Source organism: Vibrio sp. YYF0003 (genome assembly GCF_036350715.1).
In the GTDB taxonomy this organism is placed as follows: Bacteria; Pseudomonadota; Gammaproteobacteria; order Enterobacterales; family Vibrionaceae; genus Vibrio; species Vibrio natriegens.
Genome location: NZ_JAZDWA010000002.1, coordinates 682,391 through 708,709, shown reverse-complemented (window position 1 = coordinate 708,709; position 26,319 = coordinate 682,391). Strand labels below are relative to the sequence as shown.

The 26,319-nt window shown below is 41.8% G+C and carries 12 protein-coding genes; 10 read left to right on the top strand and 2 right to left on the bottom strand.

The window, feature by feature from the left end:
- The first annotated feature begins 151 nt into the window (after positions 1 to 151).
- Positions 152 to 7,696 (top strand): sacsin N-terminal ATP-binding-like domain-containing protein, encoded by a 7,545-nt coding sequence (locus tag V1U08_RS09645; protein WP_330470508.1) that lies wholly within the window; start codon positions 152 to 154, stop codon positions 7,694 to 7,696.
- The gene (locus V1U08_RS09640; protein WP_330470507.1) at positions 7,689 to 10,364 is read left to right on the top strand and encodes a DEAD/DEAH box helicase; all 2,676 of its coding nucleotides are present in this window, start codon (positions 7,689 to 7,691) and stop codon (positions 10,362 to 10,364) included. Before V1U08_RS09645 ends, V1U08_RS09640 begins: the two co-directional genes overlap by 8 nt.
- A 168-nt stretch (positions 10,365 to 10,532) precedes the next feature.
- Here V1U08_RS09640 and V1U08_RS09635 read toward each other — a convergent pair whose 3' ends face one another.
- On the bottom strand, positions 10,533 to 11,189 hold the full coding sequence (locus V1U08_RS09635) for a hypothetical protein (RefSeq protein WP_330470506.1): 657 nt from the start codon (positions 11,187 to 11,189) through the stop codon (positions 10,533 to 10,535).
- Between the two features lie 116 nt (positions 11,190 to 11,305).
- Positions 11,306 to 12,166 (bottom strand): helix-turn-helix transcriptional regulator, encoded by an 861-nt coding sequence (locus V1U08_RS09630; RefSeq protein WP_330470505.1) that lies wholly within the window; start codon positions 12,164 to 12,166, stop codon positions 11,306 to 11,308.
- A 116-nt stretch (positions 12,167 to 12,282) separates the two neighbouring features.
- On the opposite strand from V1U08_RS09630, the gene V1U08_RS09625 reads away from it, so the two are divergent.
- From V1U08_RS09625 to V1U08_RS09590, 8 genes are all read left to right on the top strand, one after another.
- A complete protein-coding gene (locus tag V1U08_RS09625; protein ID WP_330470504.1) occupies positions 12,283 to 13,899 on the top strand; it encodes a competence protein CoiA family protein in 1,617 nt (538 codons plus the stop codon).
- A gap of 165 nt (positions 13,900 to 14,064) precedes the next feature.
- Positions 14,065 to 14,238 carry a methylation-associated defense system helix-turn-helix domain-containing protein MAD1 gene (gene mads1 / locus V1U08_RS09620; RefSeq protein ID WP_330470503.1) on the top strand — a complete coding sequence of 58 codons (174 nt, stop codon included), beginning with the start codon at positions 14,065 to 14,067 and terminating at the stop codon, positions 14,236 to 14,238.
- A 48-nt stretch (positions 14,239 to 14,286) separates the two neighbouring features.
- Positions 14,287 to 14,796 (top strand): BrxE family protein, encoded by a 510-nt coding sequence (locus tag V1U08_RS09615; RefSeq protein WP_330470502.1) that lies wholly within the window; start codon positions 14,287 to 14,289, stop codon positions 14,794 to 14,796.
- Between the two features lie 2 nt (positions 14,797 to 14,798).
- Positions 14,799 to 15,575, top strand: coding sequence for a BrxA family protein (locus V1U08_RS09610; RefSeq protein WP_330470501.1), 777 nt, complete (start codon positions 14,799 to 14,801; stop codon positions 15,573 to 15,575).
- The gene (locus V1U08_RS09605; protein ID WP_330470500.1) at positions 15,562 to 16,143 is read left to right on the top strand and encodes a BREX protein BrxB domain-containing protein; all 582 of its coding nucleotides are present in this window, start codon (positions 15,562 to 15,564) and stop codon (positions 16,141 to 16,143) included. The genes V1U08_RS09610 and V1U08_RS09605 overlap by 14 nt, the downstream gene beginning before the upstream one ends.
- Positions 16,144 to 16,152: 9 nt before the next feature.
- Positions 16,153 to 19,779 carry a BREX system P-loop protein BrxC gene (gene brxC / locus V1U08_RS09600; RefSeq protein ID WP_330470499.1) on the top strand — a complete coding sequence of 1,209 codons (3,627 nt, stop codon included), beginning with the start codon at positions 16,153 to 16,155 and terminating at the stop codon, positions 19,777 to 19,779.
- Positions 19,780 to 19,798: 19 nt separating this feature from the next.
- Positions 19,799 to 23,770, top strand: coding sequence for a BREX-1 system adenine-specific DNA-methyltransferase PglX (gene pglX / locus V1U08_RS09595; protein WP_330470498.1), 3,972 nt, complete (start codon positions 19,799 to 19,801; stop codon positions 23,768 to 23,770).
- The gene (locus tag V1U08_RS09590) at positions 23,767 to 26,310 is read left to right on the top strand and encodes a PglZ domain-containing protein (RefSeq protein ID WP_330470497.1); all 2,544 of its coding nucleotides are present in this window, start codon (positions 23,767 to 23,769) and stop codon (positions 26,308 to 26,310) included. The genes pglX and V1U08_RS09590 overlap by 4 nt, the downstream gene beginning before the upstream one ends.
- The last annotated feature ends 9 nt before the right edge of the window (positions 26,311 to 26,319 follow it).

Here is a 26,319-nt window from a genome sequence, read left to right as displayed (position 1 = left end):
CCAATTGTGCAGTGGCGCAAGTTGATAATACTGCCCCACAAGTTAGGCTAGCGTAAATTACCGAACGACTATATGCACACAGCTAATTCTCGTTGGTTTTATCTGCTTCTCCGCACGTTCCTCAATGATTTAAATAAACGAGTTTTTGAATATGGCAGGTGCTTCAATAGATGCGATTGGTGTGATTAACCAAATCAAGGATAATTTGACCGACCGTTATGACAATGGTTTTCCAGTACTTAAAGAGATTATTCAAAATGCCGATGATGCTGGCGCCAGTACCCTCACAATAGGCTGGAGCAAGGGCTTTGGTGATGCCGACAATGAATTGCTTAATGCACCTGCTATTTTTTTTGTTAACGATGCACCGTTAGAAGAGGAGCATCGCGATGCTATCCTATCTATTGCACAGAGCTCGAAAGCATCTTCAAAAACGTCGGTCGGGAAATTTGGACTAGGCATGAAAAGCTTGTTTCACTTAGGTGAAGCCTTTTTCTTTATGTCGGAGCAGTGGCAAAAACAGCCTTGGGCAGCTGATGTCTTTAACCCTTGGGATAAATATCGCCCTAAATGGAACGAATTCACACATTCGGACAAACAACTTATTGAAAAGCGTTTAACCCCTTTGCTTGGAGAGCGAGATAAACCATGGTTTATTGTATGGGTTCCTCTTAGAACTCAAGCTCTTGTTGAAGCTAAAAATAATAATATGATCGTTAACAATGTCAGTAATGGTCATTCTTTGCCAGATTTTTTCTCAGAGCAGCATTTAGCAGAAAAAACATCTGAAATCTTGCCCCAGTTAAAGCATCTCAACGATATTGTTTTCTACAAAGAAGCCTTACACGGCCAGTTTGAAAACATGACTCACATTACTTTAACTCCTGAGTCGAGTCGAAGCGCATTTAATGGTGATGTTAGACTTTCCAATGGCATGGTTAGTGCTACATTTAGCGGAAAAATACGCGCAAAAGTACAAGAGAGTAGTCGTATTCTTGAATACGCTGGATGTGAGCAGATAATTTCCGATTCGCGATTAAAGACACTTAAAACGGCAGAAATGGGTTGGCCGAAAAGCTATCAGTTTGATAAGAATGTTCAAGAGCCAATAGAGGCTCTGGATAAAGCAGAGCAGCATGCTGCGGTAACCTTCTCTCGCTTTAAAACTAATGGGCAAGCGTATTTACGAGCAAACTGGGCAGTATTTCTTCCCCTTGCGAATACAGATGAACTTGTGTCGATACCTATTGAAGGCGACCATGATTACAATCTGTATCTACATGGCTACTTCTTTGTCGATGCCGGTCGAAAAGGCTTACACGGTCATGAGCAATTAGGTCAGGTTATCTCACTTGATGGCGTCGAAAACGATGAAAAACGTCTTCGTCAAGTATGGAATGTCATTCTAGCGAGTGAGGGGACGTTTAATTTGGTACTAAGAGCATTAGATGCATTCTGCCGTCAATTTAGTATGTCCCAAAAAGCCATGTCTACACTCACGCGCGCATTGCATCAGCTGCTTTCACAGAAAGAAGAGTATAAGCGAGAAGTGGTAAAACTCTATAATTGGCTAGTCGATGTGGATGAAAATCGCACTTCATGGAAGTTATTGGACTCGTCAACGTATTGTTTACCGATACCTAAGCCACTCAACAATGATCAATCACGTATTTGGTCTACTTTACCAAAACTTAAAGAGCTATCAGGGAGTAAATCTCTGTATCAAAGATGTGGTTATGAGTTTTTAACGTCGCAAAATACCGAAACTAACTGGACTCCTTCTCTGGTGGCTGAGGTGCTAGATGGCGATATTAGCCATGTTTTTGGTAAATCAATCTACATCGAATATTTAAATCAGTTTTTTGAGGTAACTAGATCTGAGATTTCAGAGGATGAGCTGAACAATTTGTTGCTGCCTTTGTTCAAAAACTCTTTGGTTCAGCAAAAATTGATGGAGCTTTCGGTTAACAAAGGGCTCGTAGCTACACTGTTTGCCAATGTAAGCATCGATAAATCTGTGGTTGTACCGATTGAAAAAGATGATCAAGAACTTTGGGAACAGATCTCACAACTTAACACTCAGAATCTATTGGTTCCAAAGTTTATTGCCAAAGAGCGTGTCGGTGAATATGCATTACTCTCACAAGATGAGTTGTTATCCCTATTGATCTGTATAGATAGCTTTATCAATCAACACCAATCTAACTTCAGCAAAGAGCAGTCTTCGTCTTGCGATAAGATGATCGAATTTGTTATTACATCGGCTAGGTCGAACGTTGAAATTGATATTTCAACGTTTTTCCAGTGCTGTAGTCACTTAAAGTTGTTCAAGGTCGATTCAATTGGCGCGACTCAAAAAACGAAATATCGCTCTCTTAATGAACTGTTGGACTTAAAAAGTAAGCGTCAGTTGTTCGTTAAGGAAGGACCTCGTGGTTTTGGTATGGGGTTCGCTAAAGAATTGGCGTTAGCGGTGCCAGATATTGAACTTTGTTTTATAACCCCAAAGCTTGTAGATATGCCAGAAGCGTTGCAAGGGGTTGGTGGGTGTACAGAAGCTAATTGTTTATATCTGCTTGCGACGTACCCTGCTCTTGGCTCCAAAGCAGGCCGTTTAGCATTACTCAAAGTACTGTCTAATGAGTTTGAGTCTTTGGATGAAAAGCGAGGTTTGCGGTACTTGGTTCATGGTAGTCGAGAGGACGATCTAGAACATCCTTTGTGGAAAAGAAACAAATCCACAAAAGCTGTCTGGATGAAACTATGGCAAATGTGCCAAATGGATGAACTTCCTGCTTGGTGCCAACTGGACCCTGAGTTTGAACAGGCACTAAGAAATCAGCATGAAGAGTTTATTGGTGTAAAAGAGCAGTCTTACCAGGGCATCATGGAAGTGTATAGCTCAATGATGCCAAATTGTGACTTCTCTATATTTGAGCATTGGGAGTTAGAAACTCTCTTGGCTGATATTGGGACAGAAGGTAAAAGAGAATTGTGGCAGGCGATGCCTATTCACATCACTAGTACGAGGGATCGAGTAGCGATTACCACCGATTGTTTGATGGAAGGGAGCTCTAACATACCATCCAACTTAAACGTGACAATTATTCAGCGTTCTGAGTCCAGTGAAGTCGCGGCATGCCAGCAAAAGTGGGTCAATAACGGTTTGCCCGTTGAACTGTTAGATATTGCATTGATGCAAGAAAAGCCTGCGAACTTCGCGTCGTTTATTATCGAGCAGTTGTGCATTATTCGATCTGAAGAAATGGACTTGTCCGTTGATCGACGCAGTAAAATAGAGGAGATACCATGGCTAACTCTCGAGAATTCAAGTCAATGTGTTGCGCCAAACCAGATATTGAAGTTTGGATTGAGCGATCTACCTGCGGCAGCTAAATTGTGCCGCGATTCTGATACTAGTCTGTATCATCTTTCACAGTTGTCTGGGGCACTGTTTCAGAACAAGGAGGCTAGGGCTGAGTTAGAGCGTTGGGTTGTGAGCAGTAAAGTCAAAGTGGGGACACGATTGGTTTCTGAAGCAGCGAAAAAACGCGAGTATGCATTGGGCCAGTTGGAGTCAGTAACAGAAACTGTAGTTGCACAAGCGTGTTGTATTCCTTATCTGAGGGATCATTTTGTGGGTTGGCAGCTTCTTTCCGAGCTGTTTGATTCCAAATATCTTCTTGAGGTAGACAATAAACAACAAATGTTATGCACTGATGTCGATGCGACGCTGTTGTTTGCTTCATTAGAACAAACTGCTGACCTTACTCAAAACGACTTTGCTACCGAACTAAGGGTGCAATTGCTCAGTGCATTATGTAAAGCGGAAGGCGGTGTCGAGTTGCTGCCAGATGTGCGATTGAGAAGTCAACTAGGAGAATATGTTAGCGGGACTCAATTAGTGTTTGATGTCCCTCAAGTTGCTCCAAAATACCTTATTGATTCGGGTGAATACCAAGTCATTGAATTCTATTGCAGCAAGTCATTTACGCAGCACTCTTCCTCTAAGTCCACCAACATTGTTGAACATGGCAACAATGCAGAAGTACTGAAAAGCTACTTCGAGGAGTGGGAAAGGCGAGTACCAAGGGATGCTATTGCGACATTCATGACGCTGTTCAGCAAACAAGATAGCGTTGAGAGTTTAGCGAAGTGCTATCTTGTTAATAACAGCCTAGAATCAATTCGAAAAATATATCAGAGTAAGTGGGACCCAATTAGCAGGGGGAGAGGGCCTTATTCTGGTCAACCTTTTACTACCTTATATAAAAGTGTCGATTTTGAATTGTCGATATGCGCTGAAAACGCCACTTTCATGACGTCTATCTTTGGTCAGCAAGTCGAGGTAGAGCTGATAGGCACACCAAGCTCACTATTAATTCATCAAAAATCTAACTCCAAGCTTAAACGCGTTGAACTAAGAAAAGTTGATGCGAAAAATACTGATAAAGAGCGTTTGATTCGTCTGTTAGCGAAAGGTGTAGAGGACCTATTTCAGGAAGTATTTGGTGCTTCGTTGCGCTTTGAAAATGAGTTTCTTAAGAGTTTTGGTCATTCAGAGCAAACTGACATTCAGGTGGCGCGTCAAATCATTCTCAACAACTTGGTGCCTTTATTGGAACGTTTGCAAGTAAGGGAAGAAGGTTTGTCGGAACTGTTGCTTGAGTATAACAGGGAGACTAGAGTGCTTGCGAAAGCGGACCCATCTGCTCAGCAAGACCGAACCAAACTATCAGCCGTGTTAACGAAGATACAAAAGGTGATGGAAAGTAATGCCAAAGTCCAAACTTTAGTGCTCAATGCGGTACGCAAAGAGATCAGCAAACATTTCCAGTACTCACCGAATAGTGTTCCTTTTGAGTTGTTGCAAAATGCTGATGATGCGTTGAGTGAGCTTGCGGATATGACGAAAGGCTCGGCAGAAATAATACCGAGGTTTGACGTTAACCTGGAAAATGGTAACGAGTTGAATTTTTGTCACTGGGGACGGGAAGTGAACTACTGTTCGAGTAGTTATGCTGCTGGTAAAAATAGGTTTGAACGTGATTTAGAGAAGATGGTGAGCCTTAATGTTTCTGACAAGGCTGAAGGTAAAACAGGTAAGTTTGGCTTAGGGTTCAAAAGCTCATTATTACTTTCAGACACGCCACGTATCGTCAGTGGTGAGATCTGTGCTGAAATTCAAGCTGGAGTATTACCAAAAATACCAGAAAAAGCATTGATGGCTTCGTTGACTGAAATCACGGCAAAGCGAGTAATTAATAACCAGCCTCCTACCTTGATTCAACTGCCAAACTGTAAACCACCAGCAGAACAGTTAGTATCGGTTCTAAAACGTTTTGAGAGTAGCGCGGGTCTGTTAACGGTTTTTTCTCGCCATATTCGCCAAATCAATATCAACGGTAAGCGCTTTGAATGGGCAGGGGAAACAGTAAGCAGTCTGCCGAGTTTAGCGGTGGGTGATGTCAAGTTGCCGACAAATAAGTCCAATGAAAATGAAGTGAGCCTGCGAAGCAGCAAAGTGCTATCGGTGACGACGGCTAATGGACAGTTTGTATTTGCATTAGATAACAGTGGTGTAGTGTCACTCGAAGACCGTAAGAAGCTGAGTAGCTTCTGGGTGCTTAACCCGATTGATGAAGAGTTTAAGCTAGGTTTCTGTATTAACGCGCAATTTTCAGTCGATATAGGCCGTTCTCAGTTAGCGGTTGATAATGATGACAACATAGCTTTGGCTAAAAAGCTTGGTCTGGAGCTTGCGGCTGTGTTCGAGGGAATGTATCAGCGGTCCAGTCGATACTGGAATGAGTTTGCAGAAGAGTTGGGCCTTGGTCAAAAAGCGACGTTTACCGGATTTTGGCGTTCGGTTTGGAACGTAATGACCACACAATGGCCAAATCGATTAGGCGATGATGGTTCGAAAGCTGAATTGATAAAGAGTATGTTTACTTGTCCAAATGGCCTTCTTGATTTTTATAAACGCAATCCGGTTCTTCCTACCAAACTAGTCGTAGAAGAAAACAAACTTATCAATCTGCAAAATGTCGAAATTGGAGCTGGTCGATTGCTTAGTGCTGTTTTCTCTTCTTTAAGCGAACATGAGCGCTTATCAAGGTTATCTGAGCAAAATCGAATTGTCGCAAATGAAATCTTTGAAGTGCTAGAGCGAATGGATTTTTCACCATCTAGTGGATCTCTTCAGAAATTAGATCTGATTGAACTCATTAAAGATGACCTCCCGAATTACGACGTGCCGCCTCAGAAGGCCTCTTATTATGGTCGCTTGTTTGATGGCGACTTTGATGAACGAATCTCGAAATCGAATGTCACCGTCATAGAAAGGCGTGAATTAGAGGAACTTCTCGCGAAAATGCGTTTCCTTAATCAAAGTGGAGTATATATATCGGCAAACAAGTTACTTGCTAAGGGCGTTACCGAATATGGTTTTCTTAGCCGTTTTGCGCCATTAACCTCAATGTTGAGTGAGCAGTATGACAGTGATGGTGTCAACCTTGTCAACCTAGTGCGCACTGAATCCGATTTTGACCCCTTTACTTGGGCCCATCAGATTGAAAGTGACGACAAAGCGAAAGGTGGGAAGCAAGATGGCTTGTGTTCTTATATGGTTGATGGGTCGAATATAACTACTTTACTCGGTAAGCTTAGACAGAACCATCCAACTTTTTTGCGAGAAGGTATTTTTGACCCGAAGATGCTCGAACAGTGGCAATGGGACATTGATAAACAATCTCGGTTTATTCGACTCTGGATCGACTCTGAAGAAGATAAGGCGCGACATGTCAGAAATGCTCAGAAAGAGTTTATTCCTAATGTCAGTGATAGTGACACCATCTTAGAGAACATTGTGGAATGGTGGAATGAAACAAAGGATGGTCATTTAACTGACCATGATAAATCGCTTTACGCTCAACCTATGCCTTGGACATTAATGGCGGAGGACTTTGGTTTAGAGCAGATCGAAGCTCGAAAAGGTTGGTTAAAACTATTCTACTTAGGTTGTTGTCAAACCTTGGCTTATTCCCACGACGAAGCGAATAGAAATGTCGTTGAATGGTTTGAAAATCACGGTTGGTGGGATCGGCTTGCTGAAAATGGTGGACCCAAACCAGAGTGTTGGACCCAATTGATGGAAGAGTATCTTCAAACCTCAAAGGTAAACGAACGCTATAGAGTATGGATACAAATTCTGCCTTTGTACCGTTTTGCTACAAAGCTAGCTGACTATGTTGATCTGTTTAGGAATGCAACGTTCATCAATAACTTAAATGACCTATTGCAACCTAATAGTTCAAACTTGTTATCTGGATCTGGTATTGATGTCGCAGAACTTAAAGGAACGCTGGGAATTGGGATTAACTTTATACTGAGAGAGCTCACCAGACACCATGTTATTGAGCCTGAACTTAGCACTGCTATTCACAAGTTTGCATTCGTCTTACCTTTAAGGCTTAGAAGATTGCTTAACAAGATCGGTGCTAACTTGGATACTCAAGCCAATCCTTTTAACTCAGAACGTGCCCATAGTTTTTTCTCAGAAACACTCAATGATGCTGATTGCCACTTTGGAATGAGTTTTGATATTCCATTTAGGGTACTGTTAGAAGACCAACAAGCGTTTAGGCGCTGCTTTGACTTTGAACCGTTAGATTTAGCTGAGGTAGAACATGGATAATGTTGTTCGCGTTAATCATCCCAAGTTTGGATTAGGTACGGTTGAATTTACAAAACCAGAGACGTCACTTGTTAGATTTGAGCACGGGTTTGAAGAATGTCTAAACAGTGAGCTTGAGCCAGTTGCTGATCTAAGGTCAGATATTCAGTCTGGAAACGCAGTGAAAGCCACGGAATTGGCCTTGAAGTCATTAGCGAGTTCATTGAAGAGTATCAATGAAAGTTGGAGTGTATTCTCGAAATCAAACATTAATTTGTTGCCTCACCAGCTTTGGGTATGTCATCGAGTGTTAAGACAGTGGCCAACCAATCAGCTAATTGCAGATGATGTCGGATTGGGAAAAACGGTGGAAGCTGGATTAATCTTATGGCCTCTGATTGAAAGAAAAAGAGTTAAGCGTTTACTCATAGTTACCCCGGCACCTTTGGTTGAGCAGTGGCACCAACGGATGCTGGAGATGTTTGATATTAGGCTCAGTATGTACGCACCGGAAAATGACACTGATCGAGTGGATTATTGGGGTGCTAACAATATGGTTGTAGCCTCACTGCCAACCTTGAGAAATAACAAGAATGGTCGGTTAGAGCGCATGCTAAATGCAGATCCTTGGGATATGCTCATCGTGGACGAAGCACATCATCTTAATTCTACTGAAGACAAAGGCGGAACACAGGGTTTTAGATTGATCCAGAGCCTTGTTGATAATGGCAAGTTTGAATCAAAGTTGTTCTTTACCGCCACACCCCACAGAGGTAAAGAATATGGTTTTTTCTCTCTGCTTCAATTACTAAGACCAGATCTTTTTAACGTTAAGAAAATGTCTGAGAAAGAAATGCGACCATTCGTTAAAGATGTCTTAATCCGTAACAACAAGCAATCAGTTACAGATATGAATGGCGAGCGATTATTCAAGCCTCTCAGTGTTTCATCACGAACTTATACTTACAGTGAGCAAGAGCAGAGGTTCTACGACCTACTGACGAAATTTATTATCTCTGGTCAGGCATATGCGTCATCATTGAACTCACGAGATCAAAGAGCGGTAAAGCTAGTACTGACTGCAATGCAAAAGTTGGCTTCGAGCTCAGTTGCTGCTATCGAGCGTGCATTGAAAGGGCGTATAGAGAAGCAAAAACAAGGGCAGAAGCGACTGGAAGATATCGAGCTGTTACAAAGTGAATTGCTTGAACAGCTCGAGGTGGATGATTTGGGGGCAGCCAATCCTAGTTTTGCTGACGAGCTTGCTCGTTTGGAAGTTGAGTTTGTTGAAACATCGACCCGTGTGCAGTTGATGAATGATGAGCTTCCGCGTATCAAAGAATTGCTGGAAGCATGTCAAAATATCAAATTTGAAACTCGAATCACGACCATCATGGATATTCTAGAGACAGAGTTCAAAGATAGAACGGTAGTGTTCTTTACTGAATACAAAGCAACACAGGCTCTCTTAATGGGGGCACTGAATAAAAAATATGGAGATGGTTGTGTTACCTTTATAAACGGTGAAAACAAGTTGTATAACGTGGCAACTCAGCTAGGAGAATATGCTGATTACAACACAGACCGTTATACTGCGGCCAAAATGTTTAACGAAGGTAAAGTACGTTTCATTATATCTACTGAAGCTGGTGGAGAGGGTATTGATCTTCAAAAGAACTGCTTCTCTATGATCCACGTAGATCTTCCTTGGAACCCCATGAGGCTCCATCAACGTGTAGGACGTTTGAACCGTTATGGGCAGCAAATGCCCGTAGAAGTAATCACGTTGCGAAACCCGGACACTGTAGAGTCCCGCATATGGGATTTACTGAACTCGAAGATTGATCTTATCATGCGTTCTGTTGTTGGAGCCATGGATGAGCCAGAAAACCTAATGGAGCTTATCTTAGGTATGGCCGACAGCTCTCTCTTTAATGAGCTGTTTGCAGAAGCATTAATGCGAGACAAGTCAGACTCGCTTTCTTCCTGGTTCGATTGTAAAACAAAAACGTTTGGTGGAGAGTCTATCGTACAAAAAGTGCAAGATTTGACGGGCCGAGCTGAAAGATTTGATTATCAGGATTTAGATGATGTTCCACGCTTGGATCTTGCTGACTTGAAACCTTTTTTTACTCAAATGTTGGCCTTGAATCAAAGACGCTACAAGTTTGACGAATCTGGGGGAATGTCATTTCTGACGCCAGTCAGCTGGCTTGGTGAATTTAGAACGAAACGAGCATATGAACGTATCTATTTTGACCGTAAAGCTAAGCAAGTAGACTCCCAAGCCGATATTATGGGCTTCGGTCATCCTATGTTGTCTAAAGCAATCAATCAAGGTGAACAGATTACGGGAAGCTTTGCCTACGTTGAAAATATATCTAGTGATTTGGTTGTGTTTAAAGTTCAGGATCAAATTACAGGGACAGACGCGTCAGTTAAAAGCAGCATAGTTGGTATAGCTGTTGATTTGGATATGCATTGTAATGTTGTAAAAGACGAAGAGCTAATTCATTTGTTAAATGAGATGATTAAAAACAATACATTAGCAGATGTGCTCAGAGAGCCTGATGATTTGTTGTCTATTCTTGAAGTAGCTATGGGTTTTTTATCTGAACAAGTATTGAGCCTCGGGCTACCATACAAATTACCTACATTCGAGCCTTTGACTGCTTTCTATAAAGTCTAGGTATTAGAGGGCTAGATCACTTTATTCTACCCCTCAATTTCAACTCAACCCATAATCATTGAGATGGCATACCGTGAGGTAGCCACTGTGGCTGATCGTTGTATCTCTATTATCAACGAGCTATTTGTTAGTGACGATGATTCTCAATGCCCTTAATTATAGATAGAGCTATTTCTGGTTGATAAGCGGATAAACCGCTTCTCCCCAAACTTTGTCTGCGGAGTCCATCATGATTTCAATAATACTGGGTACCAGTTTTTCTAGAATACCGGAGCAGTCTTTGAGCTGCTGCCTATTTGCCGAGCTCAAATAAGTCGCGCCGCCGTGGATAAGCTGGTTACGCAGGGTGTAAAGGCGAGAAAATAATATAGATAGAACCTTTGCAGTATCGTTTTGGCTTAGTGCTTTGTTAGCAGCAACTTTGGCTTTACTACGCTCGTTTTTCCAGCTTTCTTCTGTAATCCTACCAGCATGAAAGTCCCAATATGCCTGCAGAATAAACTCATTGTCTAAGATCACACGAATAGTGTTGGAGTACTCATCCCAAACTAAATTGTGTAACTGTTCTCGTTGATCACAAGTGATTAGCTTTTCCAAAAACTTCCCATAAAGTCCTTGTTCACCATAGTGTTGTTTCTGATCAAACTCTTGTGCATAGGCTGAATTGAAAGCGATCCACAAGAATATGAATTTAGAGTCATCATCGTCACAAACCTCCGACTTATTCAGCCAGCTCAAAGCACGGTGGACGCGAAGGCTAAGATTTTGAGGGTAACGATTCCGTTCAGCTCTTTGGCGTTGTTTTAGTTCTTTGTAGGTTCTCATTTTCTGGCTCTAGATCATATGCACATACTTCTATTAGTATATAAGCATTTGGTTGCTCAATATTTGATCTCTAGTACAAGATTATAAGCTAATGGGAGCGTTGTAATTGTAGGCGGCTAGAATACAAGGTATGTCCTCAGTTCATCAAAATTTCCTACGACAATTTGCTGGCTTTTAGGGTTGGAATCCAACACATTGACATCGATGTTATAAGCATCCAAAACATATCGGACCAAGGCTGCATTGGTTTGAATCTTGAGTATGTTTTTTTCCATACCATAATCATGGGTAACGACAGCCGCTTGAGCTTCGGTCAACCTTGGGTCTGGTATTAACTCAATAGAGAGTGGAGTGTTCCACAGACCATCGTGCTCTCTCCCCATCACCTTCTTAGCTTCAAGGTTTGGAATTCCACGTATTCGGCTGAGAACAAAATCACGATAACCACCAGCATGCTCACAATAGGCTCGAACGTGCCAGCGCAATGGGGTGCAAACGAGGGTATGGGGTGAAATAATTCGCTCCACTTCTACTCCGTCTTTGAGCGATGTGTAGCTTATATCGACACGTTTTTTTTCTCTAATAGCTTGGACGAGAGGACGAAGTATCTCTGGCGCAATATTGCGTGTTACGGGTCGGACCATGGTCGTGTGATCAAAACCCATATCAAGCTCTTTAAATGTGGTAGTCATATCTTCGGTGCGTGAGAGGATATGTAAATATTCATCAGCATGGCCGCTGGTTAATCGTGGGACAAAGTTATCACCGGGCTTGTAGCCTTTTAACCGTTTGTCATAAACAAGATTTCCTGGTGCAACATCTGCCAGATAGGTGTTGATGTCTTTTGATGCTTGTTGTCTGCCAATACCAAAACTCTGAATCAAGTGGTTCGTTGTCAACCTACCTTCCCATAGCGCAATGACTTCTATCATTCGATAGCGAAATAGTAGATCCCAGCGTATTGGCCACTTACTCATTATTAGACTCCTGTCTAGTTATTCTACATGATCATGTATTCAGTATTTACCTGTAGTTGATGACGTCATATTATTTTTCCGTCACAACTACGTCAATAATTATCTGGGAGAAGGCCATGAGTGAAATTCATATCACGCGAGCGGTATATACAGACACTAAAGAGTCAGTATCGATTGAAGCTGTTAACAGTGGCCTTCAAGATAACGTTGTATGTGCATGTTGTGGAGCAAAGCTGGTAGCGAATAAAGGTAAGAAGAAAGCTTGGCATTTCTCTCATTATTTTGATGAAGCATGTGCGTTAGCATACGAGACTCAACTCCACCTCACTGCTAAGGAATATTTCGCTAACGTAGGCAAAATCCCTATACCTCTTGAGGCTGGGTGGGTATCTCCCTATGTTTGCTCCGAGTTAAAAATTTCTGGTGTTCAAATCGAAGTCTATATGGATGGCAGAAGACCAGATCTTGTTGTTGAAGTGGGTAGTGAACAGTATTGGATTGAGATAGCTAACAAACACAAGTGTGATGCAGATAAAGTCTGGGATTGTCGAGCTTACGATAAAAATGTGATTGAGATTGATGTTTCGGATTGTGGCCATTTAGATCAATTTGATTCGTTAGATCATTGTCTGGTGCGTATCCAATCACTAAATGTGTGTAACGACTACCTTGATGACATCGCAACGAATACCGCGCATAAACATGAAACTGTTAGAAAGCAGTTTGAAGCTTTAACGCGATCTCAAAAGCAACTAGAAGAAAAAGAGTTTAAGCAGATAAAAGCGGAAAAAACACTGGAAGAACGCGTAGAAGCACAGCAGAAAAAACACGACTCTAGACTAGAGAAAATGAGGCTTCGAGAAAGTGCACAAAATGAAATTCTAGCAGAGCTTGAACGAGCGATTGGTGCACATGAGGTTCTTCTCAATGAAGCTAAAGTTAGAAGATCAAATCTTGAAAATGAAATAAATGATAAGGCTAGTGCAAAACTCGTTGAGCTTGAAGAGTTGAATAAAGCGACGCTGGAAAGACTTAAAGGTGAGTTTGAATCACAGTGGCAACTAGAATTGCATGCCAAACGGGAACGATTTGAGCAAGAGTTGAACGCAGAGTTTCAACGCAGATTTCAGAACGAGTTAGACGAAATGAACTCCAGAACACTTGCTCATGAAAAGTTAGGATATGAGTTAAAGATTATGGAACATGAAAAAACCTTCTTGTGCAATGAGCTTGAGACTTTGGGGCATCGTAATAGGGAGTTTCAAAAGCAACAAGAAAGTCAGTTACAAGAATCAATTAGCCCCCTTATTGAACAGAGAAATACCCTTAATGATCAAATTGCTGAATTAACAAGGATGATTGAGGGAAAGATGATAGATGCTGATCTTATTGATACTTATGCCAACAATCTTGCTGAAGTGAGGGAGTTTTGCTTGGCTCGAACCGACTATCGTCAAACTCTTAATCAGCGGATGAAAGTATTTAGGTCCATCGAACGTCAATGTAACGAGCTAAGGGTTGAATATAAACAAAAATCTGTGCAGTTAGATGCGATGGTAAAACTGTCAAATGATTTCGTTAAGGCTTTTAAGAGTAGCTTCGATTTGTTACAGAGAAAAGAGTTATTAGAGCAGATACCTGAAATCTTAGCCAAACGAGTTAATAAGAATTCAATTTTGTTATCCAGAAACGCTCAAGAAGAACTGGACGACTTTGAGTTGATGGACGTGTAGATAATTTAGGAAAGAGTGGCCTTTGCGGCTATTGTATTCACAAAATGCACAACAATTGAGCATTGGATTGCATAATCTGGTGAAGAGCATTGTTGATTCCCCAATTTTCCCATATTCTCTCATTATTAAATCCCCAATAAATTTGCCGAGAGCTAATACGCTGAAATGACTGACCAAATTTTAACCTTGAAAGAGGTGGCTACTTATCTAAAGTTAGCTGAAAAGACAGCTTATAGACTTGCGAGTGAAGGTAAGCTCCCTGGGTTTAAAGTTGGTGGTTCGTGGCGCTTCAAACGTGAAGACCTAGATACCTGGATAGAAGAACAAAAAGGTAAATAGTTACGCTCAAATAATAATGAGTGTCAGAACGACTTCTGAGGAAAAACAATGCACAAAGAAATAGTAAACAAGCTAGCACTGCTGCGTTACGTGGTTGGTTATTTGGGTGAGAAGAATCAATATGGTTGGTGGCCGTCTAACTTCCTTAATCCATCTACCAAGAAAATGTTGGAGTTTACCTTCCCGCGTACAGCTGCGTTAGCACAGTACGAAGCAGTATCAGCAGCGGCAGCAAAAGTTCATGATGAAGCAATTGGTGTGGGTAAATCTTTCCACCTGTTTCGTCTGCCTGAGTTCATTGAAAAGTCTCTAGTGTCGGAAATACAAGGTGCATCTGACAGTTCCTCGTTTGAAAGCAGTATTGAATCCAAGGAACTAGCAATGAACGCTCTTAGTGATCTAGCTGGCTCTGCAAGCTTAAATGGTGAAGGCCCTATTAATATTGGCCAGGTTGATGATACCCAAATGGAGCAGTTTATTGCTCAAATAGCTTCAGCTTATATTCAAGCGTTTAACGGTAATAAAAAGGCGTTCCCGTACTTTAAAGGTGAGAACTAAAGATGGCGGAACAGTATTACACTACACAACTTCAAGCAGGTCTTGGTTTAAGAGAAGAAACCAAGGGCTTATTCGAACTTTGGCAGCCAGGAATGAACACACAGCAGCTATGCGACCTAGCATTAGAGTCAGGTTCTTTCCCTAATGTAACGGCAAGACGTTTAAGAAACATCGTTGCTGAGTGCTTCTTTCCTCGCTATCTGCGCAATGAAGGTGTCGCAGAGCAGGTTAAAGCGCTTTTGCCAGCACTAACGAATGATGAAATGACGCAAGTGCTGTATTTGTACACGGCAAGAGCTAACTTCATATTGGCAGAATTCGTCAAAAACGTGTACTGGCAGAAATACGCTGCAGGGTATTCATCTATCTTAACGGAAGAGTCTAAGTCTTTTGTCGAGCTTGGTTTACAAGAAGGCAAAATGAAAAAGCCTTGGTCAGAAACCACTATCAAGCGTGTATCGTCCTATATTTTGGGTTGCCTTGTTGATTATGGCTTTTTAGAGGTAACCAATAGAACTGAGCGCAAACTTACCCCTCCACGTTTGTCGGATAACATTGCAGTCTATTTAGCTTATGAGCTTCATTTTTCAGGCCTAGGCGATAACGCGATAATTAACCATCCTGATTGGCAATTATTTGGTTTAGAACCAAGTGATGTTAGAGAGGAGCTAAAGGCACTAGCCGTGAATCGTCATTGGATTTTCCAAGCTGCAGGCAGTGTTGTTCAGATCAGTTGGTCATACAACAGCATGGAGGAGGTCATTGATGTCATCTCTTAAAAACAACTTTGATGAACTGGTTGCGAAAATTAAACAAGGGCGTGAGTTTACACAAGCAAGTTTTGAGCCTGTTTACTACTTGGTATTCAGCCCTGAAGACATTGTGGCAGTGAAACGCAAAAAAAATGCTTGGCTAGCTCAACTGAAGAACGAAGGTTGGAATGTTCGAGAGTTCTCTGCTGCTGAGCAGATTGAGAAGATATTGAGCGAAGTAAAGCCCATGGTAAAAAAACTATGGTTGGCTGCGGATCAAAAAAATCCGCTAGATTTCGAGAGAGTAAACCAATCTATTATCAATCAGCTCAAAGAAGGCGAACGTTTCAGAGATGCGCTTGAAGCATTCCTGCTTGAAGCAGAGCAAGACAAAGATGCATTAGTGTTAGTTACGGATTTAGAGGCACTTCACCCCTATTTTCGTATCGGCACAATAGAAGCGGGCCTGCAAGGTAAATTCAACGTTCCAACAGTATTTCTATACCCGGGCACACGTACGGGCAAAACAAAATTAAAATTTTTAGGCTTCTACAACGAAGATGGTAATTACCGTTCAGAACACGTAGGTGGATAAGGAATAAAAATGACAAATATAAGAACATTATTTGATGCAACGAAAGGGCTAGATCGTCGTATTGAAAAAGTAATCACCTACGGCAGCAATAATGAGCAAAATCTTAAGGCAGAGATCTCTGAATATGTCGTAACAGATCACTTGTGTGAGAGCATGCACGAGTTGTTAGAGCGTATGCAAACGGCAATGAATTCCAATGACGAAAACGAGATTGGTGTTTGGGTTTCTGGCTTCTATGGCTCAGGTAAATCGTCTCTATCTAAATATATCGGTATGGCTTTAGATGACCAAATCACCATCGAAGGTGTGCCGTTTTTGCAACATTTCTCAGACAGGATCCGCGACGTAAGGACTAAAGCTCTGCTAAATACGGTAGCTAAGCGCTTTCCTGCATCTGTTGTGATGGTTGACTTAGCCAGTGAGCAGTCTGCTGGTGCTTCCATGGAAGATGTTGCTACTGTCCTCTACAACAAAGTCCTCAAATGGGCTGGCTATTCTCGAAACTTGAAAGTTGCTTCTTTTGAGCGTCGCCTTAAAAAAGATGGCCGCTTTGAGGAATTTGAAGCACTATTTTCAGAGATGCTAGATGGTGAAACTTGGGATAGTTACCAGGACGATCCATCAGTGGTGGACTTTATTGTTCCAGAGCTTGCACATCAGATGTATCCAAAGTTTTGGCCGCATTCAGATAGCTTCAAAACTGACCATGAAGAAATGGTCTTCACCGTAGAGCAGCAAGCACAAGAAATTATCGACATCGTTCGTGAAACGAGCGAGAAAGAGTACTGCATCTTTATTTTCGATGAAATTGGTAACTATGTTGGTCCAAGAGAAAAACTGATATTTAAACTCCAGGGCTTTGCTCAGATCATCAAGCAGCTGGGTAAAGGTAAAGTTTGGCTGTTCGGTACCGCTCAGCAAACGCTGGCTGAAGATGATAAGAGCGCGGCACTTAACTCGCCAGAACTGTATAAGCTTATTGACCGATTCCCTATCGATATCCGATTAAAGTCGAGCGATATTAAAGAGATTTGTTACCTGCGTTTGCTTGGTAAATCAGCATCAGGTGAAAAACAACTTGAAGCTCTATTTCAAAATCATGGCCAATCATTGCGTCACAGTACAAAGCTCGAGGGTAACAAGTTCTACGAAGCGGATGTTGATGAAAAAGCATTTGTAAACTTATACCCATTTTTGCCGGCGCACTTTGAGCTATTACTGAATTTATTAGGCGTGCTTGCGAAATCTACCGGTGGTATTGGTTTGCGTTCTGCCATCAAAGTAATTCATGATATTTTGGTTGAGGGCAATGATGATCAACTGCCGATTGCAGAGCAAACTATCGGCTGGTTAGCAAGTTCAGTCACGTTATACGACGCGTTAGAAAAAGATATTGGCGTTGCATTCGCTACCAAACATAAAGCAGTTGCACGTTTGCACCAATCAAACTGGTTTGAGTCTGAAACTCACTGGGGCGTAGCTAAAACCGTAGCACTACTAGAGATCCTCAATAACCTACCAATTACGCGAAATAATGTTGCAGCGTTAATGCATGGTGATGTGACTGCTCAATCTCAAAAAGACGCAATTAATCAAGCTATTGAAGACTTGATTAATGATCCAAAAGTACCACTTGCAGAGAAAGACGGTGAGCTTTGTTTCTTCAGCGAACGCCTAAATGACATTGAACAAGAACGCCACCAGCTTCGTTTACCATCTGTGGAACTGCGTAAAATTATCAGTGGGGCATTAAAGGAAGTAATGAGCCCATTACCAGCGGTTCGTTTAAGTGATTCTAGAAGCGTACAAACAGGTATCAGATACCACAACGACACTGGCGTCATTGCACAACTGAATGGCGATAGAAACCCAATCCAAACGGTTATTGAGTTTGTTTCTCCAACAGACTTTGATGCTTCTCGTGCTCGCTTGGTGGATGCTTCTCGCCACAATACCAGTGAGATTTATTTACTGGCACGTACAGCTCCGGATGTAGATGATCTAATCAATGAAACGCATCGTTGTCAGGAAATCGCAACTCGTTATCGACATGAAGCTGAGAAAGAAATCAAAGATTACTGTAAAGCGCAAAACGATCGAGCGATTAATCTAATTGACCAAATCCAAACCAAGCTACGTCGTAGCTTAGTAAACGGTGAGTTTATTTTCAGAGGTAATGCATCAGCGGTTGAAGGGCACAGTCAAGAGCTGTTAGATGCCAACAAAAAACACCTCCTCGATGCGGCGAAGCAAGTCTTTGACCGTTTCCAAGAAGCGCCAGTTCTTGTGAATACCAACATCGCTGAAAAGTTTATGCGTGCTGATAACCTAGGGGTAATCACAACAGAAATTGATCCATTAGGCTTGGTGGTTAAATCTGGTGGTTCGTTCAATATTAATGAAAATCATCAGGCAATCACCAGCATCAAAGATTACATTGAAACTCGTGGTGGTGTGGATGGTAAGGTGCTGTCTGATTATTTTGCTCGCCCTCCGTTTGGTTGGTCGCAAGACACGCTGCGCTATCTAGTATCGGCTATGTTTGTCGGTGGTTTAGTGAAATTCAAAGTATCGGGCACTGAGCTAACTAGTTCTGGACAGAAGGCGATTGAAGCAATTAAAAGCAACAATACTTTCAAAAACATCGGCGTTAACTTACGAGACGATAGACCATCACCTGAAATGTGTATGCTGGCGTCAGAACGTTTAACTGAGCTAACAGGTGATACGATCTTCCCTATGGAAGATGACATCAGTAAAGCCGCGGTTAAGTATTTCAATAAGGCTCAGCATGACTTTGGTTCTTTGGCTGAAAAGTTACGTAGCATGGGTATACCTGGTAGTGAGCGTGCTGATAGCTTAAGCCAAGATCTTGCCGATATGTTGTTGTCTGATTGTTCTGAAGCACCTCAACGATTGGGCGCAGAGGAATCTCAAGTATTCAAGTCACTCCAGTGGGCAACATCGGTACAGCTCGCATTCAAACAAGGCTTAGGCGATACCCTTAAATCACTTAGAAGCTTAATTGAAGCTATTAATGGATTACCTTCTTCAGGGATTCCAGGCCAGTTAAAAATCGATGTGTCAGAAGAGTTATCAGTCTTTGCTGATCAGATCAAAAAGTCTGACTTCTATGAGCATAGTGCCGACTTTAACAGTACCTTTACTCGCTTGAAGTCAAGTGTAAGCAGTGCCGTTATATCTTTACAAGAAGAACAAGAGAAGCGAGTAGAGCAAGCGCAAGCTGAAGTGGCAAACCATATTGATTGGCATGAGTTAACACAAGCTGAAAAAGACCTTGAGCTTAAGCGCTTTGATGATTTGGAGATCCAAGCCAGCCAAGATATTAATGGACTCAAACAGTTACTTTCTCAAGAGTACAACATTAGCCAGAAGCTGAAAGAAGTGAACGAGTCTGTCAGCCAAAAAGCCCAGGTTAAGCGTGCTCAGAGAGTCGCAGAAGAAAAAGCGAAATATCAGAATGAGGGTAAGGTCAAAGTCGAGCGTAAAGTGACGGTACCAAAGCGAGTGACGCAAAAAGCTGAACTTGACCAGCTTATTCAAACGTTACTGCAACTTAAAGGGGATTTAGAGCTCAACAGCGAAATTGAAATCCACCTCGACTTTGAAGATTGAGCTCTGAAGGAACTATTACATGGCATTTGACCAAACAACCCGAAACCGCCTACAGCGCTTTGTAGGCGATGCACGCACATTGTTAGCTGACGAGTTTACTCGTCAGTTGCAAGCCACATACGGCATGAACCCAGCGACTGGTGATGTGGCAGACATTAAAACCCTTTCTGGTTTAACACCACACCAGCAAGAAACAGCGCAACTTCTGCGGGATACGTTTACTCACTACTTAGCCAATAATGAAAGTGGTAAAGAAAAAGAGCGTAAGCTAGCAGCGTTAGACCGTATCGTACGTGAACAGGCGTTTACTGTTTTAAACCGTATTGCAGCGTTGAGAATGAGTGAGGCTCGTGGTTCGTTAACTGAATCGTTAGCGAATGGATATGAATCAAAAGGCTTTCAACTGTTTCACCGTATAGCAGGTACAAGCCTGGGTGAAACAGGTGATGCATATCGTCATTATCTGTTTAGTATTTTTGATGAATTTACCCTAGATCTATCTGTACTATTTGATCGCTTTTCGGCGCAAGGTCGCTTATTCCCTTCATCACCTGTGTTGCTAGAATTGCTCGCCCTTGTGAACGATGAAGAGGTTGCGCCTTTATGGAATGAAGATGAAACCATCGGCTGGATCTATCAGTACTTCAACTCTATTGCTGAACGTAAAAAAATGCGCGACGCATCCCAAGCACCTCGTAATAGCCGAGAGCTTGCGGTAAGAAATCAGTTCTTTACCCCTCGCTATGTGGTTGAGTTTTTAACGGACAATACCCTTGGTCGTATCTGGTATGAGATGACTCAAGGTCAAACTGAGCTGGTGGACTCATGTGAATATTTGGTTCGTCGCCCCAATGAAATCTTTTTGTCTAAAGGTGAAATTGCGCCAGAGCAAATTGAACAGGAAGGCTTGAGTCAAGAAGAACTACTTCAGCAAACCGTTTATATCGAGCATAGAGAGTTAAAAGATCCACGTGATATCAAAATGCTCGACCCTGCCTGTGGTTCTATGCACTTTGGTTTGTACTGTTTTGACTTGTTCGAAAAAATCTATGCAGAAGCCTGGGATCTAGAAAGCTCTCAAGGTAAAGATGCTTTTGTTCGTGAAGGTAACAAAGCGGCACTTACAGAAGCATTCCAAGATAAAGCGGAGTTTTTAACTCACGTTCCCCGCTTAATCATTGAGAACAATATCCATGGTGTTGATATCGATCCTCGTGCAGCGCAAGTAGCAGGTTTATCTCTATGGCAACGCGCTCACAATAGCTGGCAGCAAGCCGGTATCAAGCCGCAGTTTCGACCAAAGATATTAAAATCAAACATTGTTTGTGCAGAACCAATGCCGGGTGAGAAAGAACTATTACAAGAGTTCACATCTCAATTAAAACCGACGGTTTTAGGCCAGCTTGTTGAAGTGATTTTTGAAAAGATGGAGTTAGCTGGCGAAGCGGGAACATTGCTCAAAATTGAGAAAGAAATTGAAGATGCAATTGCTAGTGCAAAAGCGGTGTGGCAGCAACAAAATCAAGCGTTGAGTCAATCCCCTGATTTAGCTAAAGTCGATAAACAGCGCGGTGAAATTGAGTTTGATGTCAGTGATATCGATGAAGAGAGCTTTTGGCAACAAGCTGAGCAAAATATTCTGGATGCTTTAGCTAGCTTTGCTAGTTCAACTTCATCAGATATGAGTGAGCAAAAACGACTATTTTCATCAGATGCGGCTAAAGGTTTCGCTTTTATTGACCTGTGTAAAAAGCGATTTGACGTTGTATTAATGAATCCACCTTACGGAGCTCCATCAAATAAATGTAAAAATTACTTGTCAGAGCATTACCCTACAATTTGGATTGAAATTTATATATCTTTTTGTATAAGAGCACTAGCTTTATGTCCGAACGGATACATAGGTTCATTGACATCTAGAACATGGCTGTACCTACAGAAGTTCAGCTCATTTAGGAAAAGTATAATTCTTAATGAATCGCTGGATGTATTACTAGACCTGGGGGCTGGAGTTTTAGATGGTGCTGCCGTAGAAACTGCTGCCTACATCATTAAAAATAATAAAAATCAATCTAACTCTTTATTCTATGATCTTGATGGTATCGATAAAGATAATATTTGTTTAGAGCCAAAAACGTTGGAGTTCCAAGGTGAAAAATCTAAAGTTAGGCCAGTGATAAGAAATCTAAAATATTATCTAGATGGGAAAAACTCTCCTATTAAATATAAAGGCGAAGTTAATCCAGAGAATAGTTTACAAGCAAAGGAGCTATTCGATGCAAAGCCAGGTTTGGGCACACGTGATGACTTTAGATTTATAAGACTTTGGTGGGAATTACCCGCGCAGGATAGTGAATCTCCATCTTGGCAGCCAATTGCTTTTGGTGGGAAAAGTACGCATTTTTATGCGAATCACAATACTTTCGTTAATTGGGCTTCATCAGGTAAAGAGTTAAAAACATTCATAGAGCAAAAATACGGCTCCGCATCTAGAAGTATCGTCAATGAGAAGTACTATCACAAGCCAGGCATTAGTTATCAGTATACAGGTAAAACATTCAGAGCTCATCTTATGCCTAGTGGTATGATTATTTCTATGGCTGGACAAGGTCTTTATGCTGATAGTGAGTATATTTATCCATTGTTAGGCCTGCTAAACACAGGACGTGCCACCTATGAATTAAAGCAGATAAATCCCGGACGATTCTTCCAGGCAAGCTATGTCAACTCTCTTAGATTTAGTTCCGGCATTGTCGATGAATTTGATGCTCTAAGCCTTTTTACCGATAAAGCATTAGAATCAGCCTTTAAGTTGTCTTCATATGAAGAAACCTCTTTATATTATACGCCTAGCTCGAAGCTTATCCCTTTTGATGCTTATGAAAAAATCACCAATGATTATAACTATGAATACAATTATGCTTTTAATCAGTTGGAGGAGCTTTCATCTAAAGCATTTCCACAAGCAGAGAGTGGATTTGGTTCCGAAAATTATTTTCCAGTACCTAAGTGGGGGGGGATTAGTTCGCTTGTAGGGTTCGCATTTGGTCGTTGGTGTGATTCCGATTTCGAATCTAAATTAACATGTTCAAATGATTTTTCTCAATATCCATCATTACCGGCTAATCGCCATGAAGTGAGTCAAGTGGCCTCAGCGATTCACTCGGGAGATAAATTGCATGGTACATGCCTAGCTGATGTGATAAATGATTTTATTCAGTTCAAAGGACTTGAAGAGTTTTTTGATAAAAGTTTCACAGATGATCTTTATTCTTATATAGAAAGAAGGTTCTTTTCAGAACATTTAGATATGTATACTGAAAATAAAAGGCAAGCTCCAATATATTGGCAACTACAAACATCACAACGTACTTTTTCTATATGGTGTTATTACCCTAGTTTAAATTCTCAAACACTATTAAATTGTATTAATAATCTAGTAGTACCTAAGCAAGATGAGGTAGAAACGGAGTTGCAGTTATTACTATCTAAGCCTTCAAGAAGTGTAGGAGAGGAAAAAAGGGTTGATTCTTTAGTTGGCTTGAAGGTTGAGCTAGACAGCTTTTCTAATGAATTACTTCGGTTATCAAAATTTTGGCAACCTGATCTTAATGATGGTGTTCAAATTACAGCTGCTCCGCTTTGGCGACTTTTCCAACATAAAGCATGGCAAAAGAAACTCAAGCAGACCTGGGAAAAACTTGAAGAGGGTGACTACGATTGGGCCCATCTTGCCTATACCACCTGGCCTGAGCGCGTACTTAAGAAGTGTCATGCGGACAGAAGTCTAGCTATTGCTCATGGTATCGAATCTGATTTATGGCATGAAGTTGAAGTCATCAAAGGTCGTAAAAAAGAACCGGTATGGGAGTGGCAACCTAAGCCGCTGTCACCTGCTGAACTGAATGACTATGTGCGTGAAAAGATTGCCACGGATGAGCGCTTGGCTTTGTACCGTTCTAATGCAAAAAATAGCGGAGTGAAGTCATGAGTATCACTATTGAGCAGTACATTAAAACCGATATCCTTGAAAAACGTTTAGCAGACAGAAGTGTTGTTGTCGTTTATGACGCCGAAAAGCGTTACCACAAGCTTTGTTTGGAATTAGAAAGCGAAAATTGTCAGGTCATTGATGCAACGGCTGGAAGTTTACTTACTCGCCAAGCAGCGATAACTGCTTTAACTAACCTTGGTTCTGTCAAGCAGTTATTGGTGTACGTACCTAAATCTGCACCAATGGAAGATGAGGACAAGCAAAAAGATCCATTTGCTATCTATATGGCCACTGGTAGCGTGTTCCCAGATCCCCAACGTTCAGGTGACAACTACATTGATATTTGTATTCAAGCCAAACCAGATCAAGCAACAGAGATTCGGGAGTTGTTTGCGCAAAACAGCCATCCTAGCTTTGATGTCATCAATGCTATTGGTGGTGGCGTGAGTTGGCCGACGTTGCAAGCAGCATTAGGTGCCGAAGGTGCCACAAATCTACTGTTTAAGTTTATGGTGGCTGACAGTTCTGTTCAAGAGAGATTGGCGGGTGAGTCTAGCTGGGTAACCGAGATACAAAGCTTGCTAAGTAGGAGTTTAGGTTTAACCCTTCGCACCAAGCAGACGAGTTGGTCTGCAATCAGTGATGAATTGTGGCGATTTGTATTGTTTAGTGAATTTGTCTTTGATCTAAAAGAAGCAATCCCTGTAAGTTTAGACGATGTACCTGTAGCGAAAAGCTCGGCACAGCCTGTCATTGAAGAGTTAGGCAATAGTCTTCGTAAGCATACAGACTACCAAAGCCTATATATTGAGCGTGCGACAGCGATTGAGCAAGAGCTTAATCTAGGAGTGTTGTGCGCTAATATCACTAAGCTAGGCACGAGAGATACATTCCCGTTTGAGGAAAAATGTTACTTGAAGCAAGCGGTAGAAACTCTTCTCGCGGATGACGGTGATAAGACTCGCCAGATAGTTAGTGAGCATGCTAATTCAGTATGGTCTGCTAAAAGTGATAGCCAAATGAACTGGGAGCTGGTGAAGTCGTCTCAGCGTTTAATCGAAGTATGCTCAGACTTAGAGCGTGATTTACCAGCATTCAGCAGAAATCAAACAGATCTGATTGAGTTTTATCAGTCTTCTCTGCGCCGAGCGGACCAACTCCATCGCGAATTTGAACAAGCAGTGAATGATTGTCCTGAAACTGAAGACTTAATGCCAGGTGTGGTCGACTTAGTTCGCAAGCGGTATCGTAATCTAGTTGAAGCCGCTCAGTTAAAGTTCACTCACTTTGTTAATGATGCGGGTTGGCCGCCACAAGGCTTCTTATCTAATACTCAGGTATTCGATACCAAAGTGGCTCCATTGCTGAAAAGCGGCGGAAACCGAGTGGCTTACTTAATGGTCGATGCGCTGCGTTTCGAGTTAGGTTACGAGCTAAACAAGCAGCTAATGGAAGATGCCGACGCGCAGCTATCAGCAGCGTTCTCAAGTTTGCCATCCATTACACCTGTTGGTATGGCAAGCCTATTGCCTGGTGCGTATGAAAAACTCTCTGTACATCTTGATGACGGAAAAACCAAACCACTATTCAATGGTAAACCTGTCGCTGACGTAGCTCCGCGTATGGCTGTGTTCAATGCCCAATATGGTGATCGTTTTCAAGAAATGCCATTAAAAGACTTTGTAAAAATGGCTAAGAAGAAAACCATAGACAGTAATGTTGACCTTCTTGTTTTACGTAGCACAGAGATTGATAGCTACTTTGAAAATCATCCTGAAGATGCACCAGCAATGATGCAGCGTGAATTAAAGCAGATCCGCCAAGCAGTCAATAAGCTTCAAACTCAAGGGTTCCAGAAAGTCTTCATTGTTACCGATCATGGTTTCTACATGAACAATGCCCAAGAAGTTGGGGATGTAGTGAACAAACCCGATACAACATGGAAGGTTGAGCACCAGCGAATGCTTTTGGGCAATGGTAATTTAGATACCCATCATTACAGTTTACCGATGGAACAAACTGGTATTAAAACAGACATTGTTCAGTTTGCTGGCCCACTTTCTTTGGCTCCGTATAGAAAAGGCATGCTCTATTATCACGGTGGTCTGTCGATTCAAGAGTGTTTGGTACCTGTAATTGAAATTACACTTAAGAACAACTCGATGAAGTCAACACAAAGTGCCTCAGTTGTGCTCAACTACAAAAATGGCGCCACACGTATTACGGCGAGATTTGCGGTTATTGAACTTAAACTCGAAAGCCTGAGTGCAGATCTGTTTGGTGATTCAGAAGCTTTGGATGCAACAGAAATTCTGTTGGAAGCTCACAGTGGTAAGAAAGTGGTTGGTGAAGCGAGGCCAGGTGAACATGTTAATGCTGCGACAGGTACAGTAACTTTAGAGCCAAACAAAACGATTAAAGTGACGCTAAAAATGGATCCTGAATTTGAAGGTAAGTTTAAAGTCAAAGCTATCGATCCCGTGACTAATAGCATTTTAGGCACTGCGCTTGATCTTGAAACTGATTACGCCGTGTAAGGACTAATA

What these genes read in the sequence shown, in the direction of transcription:
- V1U08_RS09645 (WP_330470508.1), top strand. Translation starts at nt 152, where the DNA reads ATGGCAGGTGCTTCAATAGATGCGATTGGTGTGATTAACCAAATCAAG.
- V1U08_RS09640 (WP_330470507.1), top strand. Translation starts at nt 7,689, where the DNA reads ATGGATAATGTTGTTCGCGTTAATCATCCCAAGTTTGGATTAGGTACG.
- V1U08_RS09635 (WP_330470506.1), bottom strand. Translation starts at nt 11,189, where the DNA reads ATGAGAACCTACAAAGAACTAAAACAACGCCAAAGAGCTGAACGGAAT.
- V1U08_RS09630 (WP_330470505.1), bottom strand. Translation starts at nt 12,166, where the DNA reads ATGAGTAAGTGGCCAATACGCTGGGATCTACTATTTCGCTATCGAATG.
- V1U08_RS09625 (WP_330470504.1), top strand. Translation starts at nt 12,283, where the DNA reads ATGAGTGAAATTCATATCACGCGAGCGGTATATACAGACACTAAAGAG.
- mads1 (WP_330470503.1), top strand. Translation starts at nt 14,065, where the DNA reads ATGACTGACCAAATTTTAACCTTGAAAGAGGTGGCTACTTATCTAAAG.
- V1U08_RS09615 (WP_330470502.1), top strand. Translation starts at nt 14,287, where the DNA reads ATGCACAAAGAAATAGTAAACAAGCTAGCACTGCTGCGTTACGTGGTT.
- V1U08_RS09610 (WP_330470501.1), top strand. Translation starts at nt 14,799, where the DNA reads ATGGCGGAACAGTATTACACTACACAACTTCAAGCAGGTCTTGGTTTA.
- V1U08_RS09605 (WP_330470500.1), top strand. Translation starts at nt 15,562, where the DNA reads ATGTCATCTCTTAAAAACAACTTTGATGAACTGGTTGCGAAAATTAAA.
- brxC (WP_330470499.1), top strand. Translation starts at nt 16,153, where the DNA reads ATGACAAATATAAGAACATTATTTGATGCAACGAAAGGGCTAGATCGT.
- pglX (WP_330470498.1), top strand. Translation starts at nt 19,799, where the DNA reads ATGGCATTTGACCAAACAACCCGAAACCGCCTACAGCGCTTTGTAGGC.
- V1U08_RS09590 (WP_330470497.1), top strand. Translation starts at nt 23,767, where the DNA reads ATGAGTATCACTATTGAGCAGTACATTAAAACCGATATCCTTGAAAAA.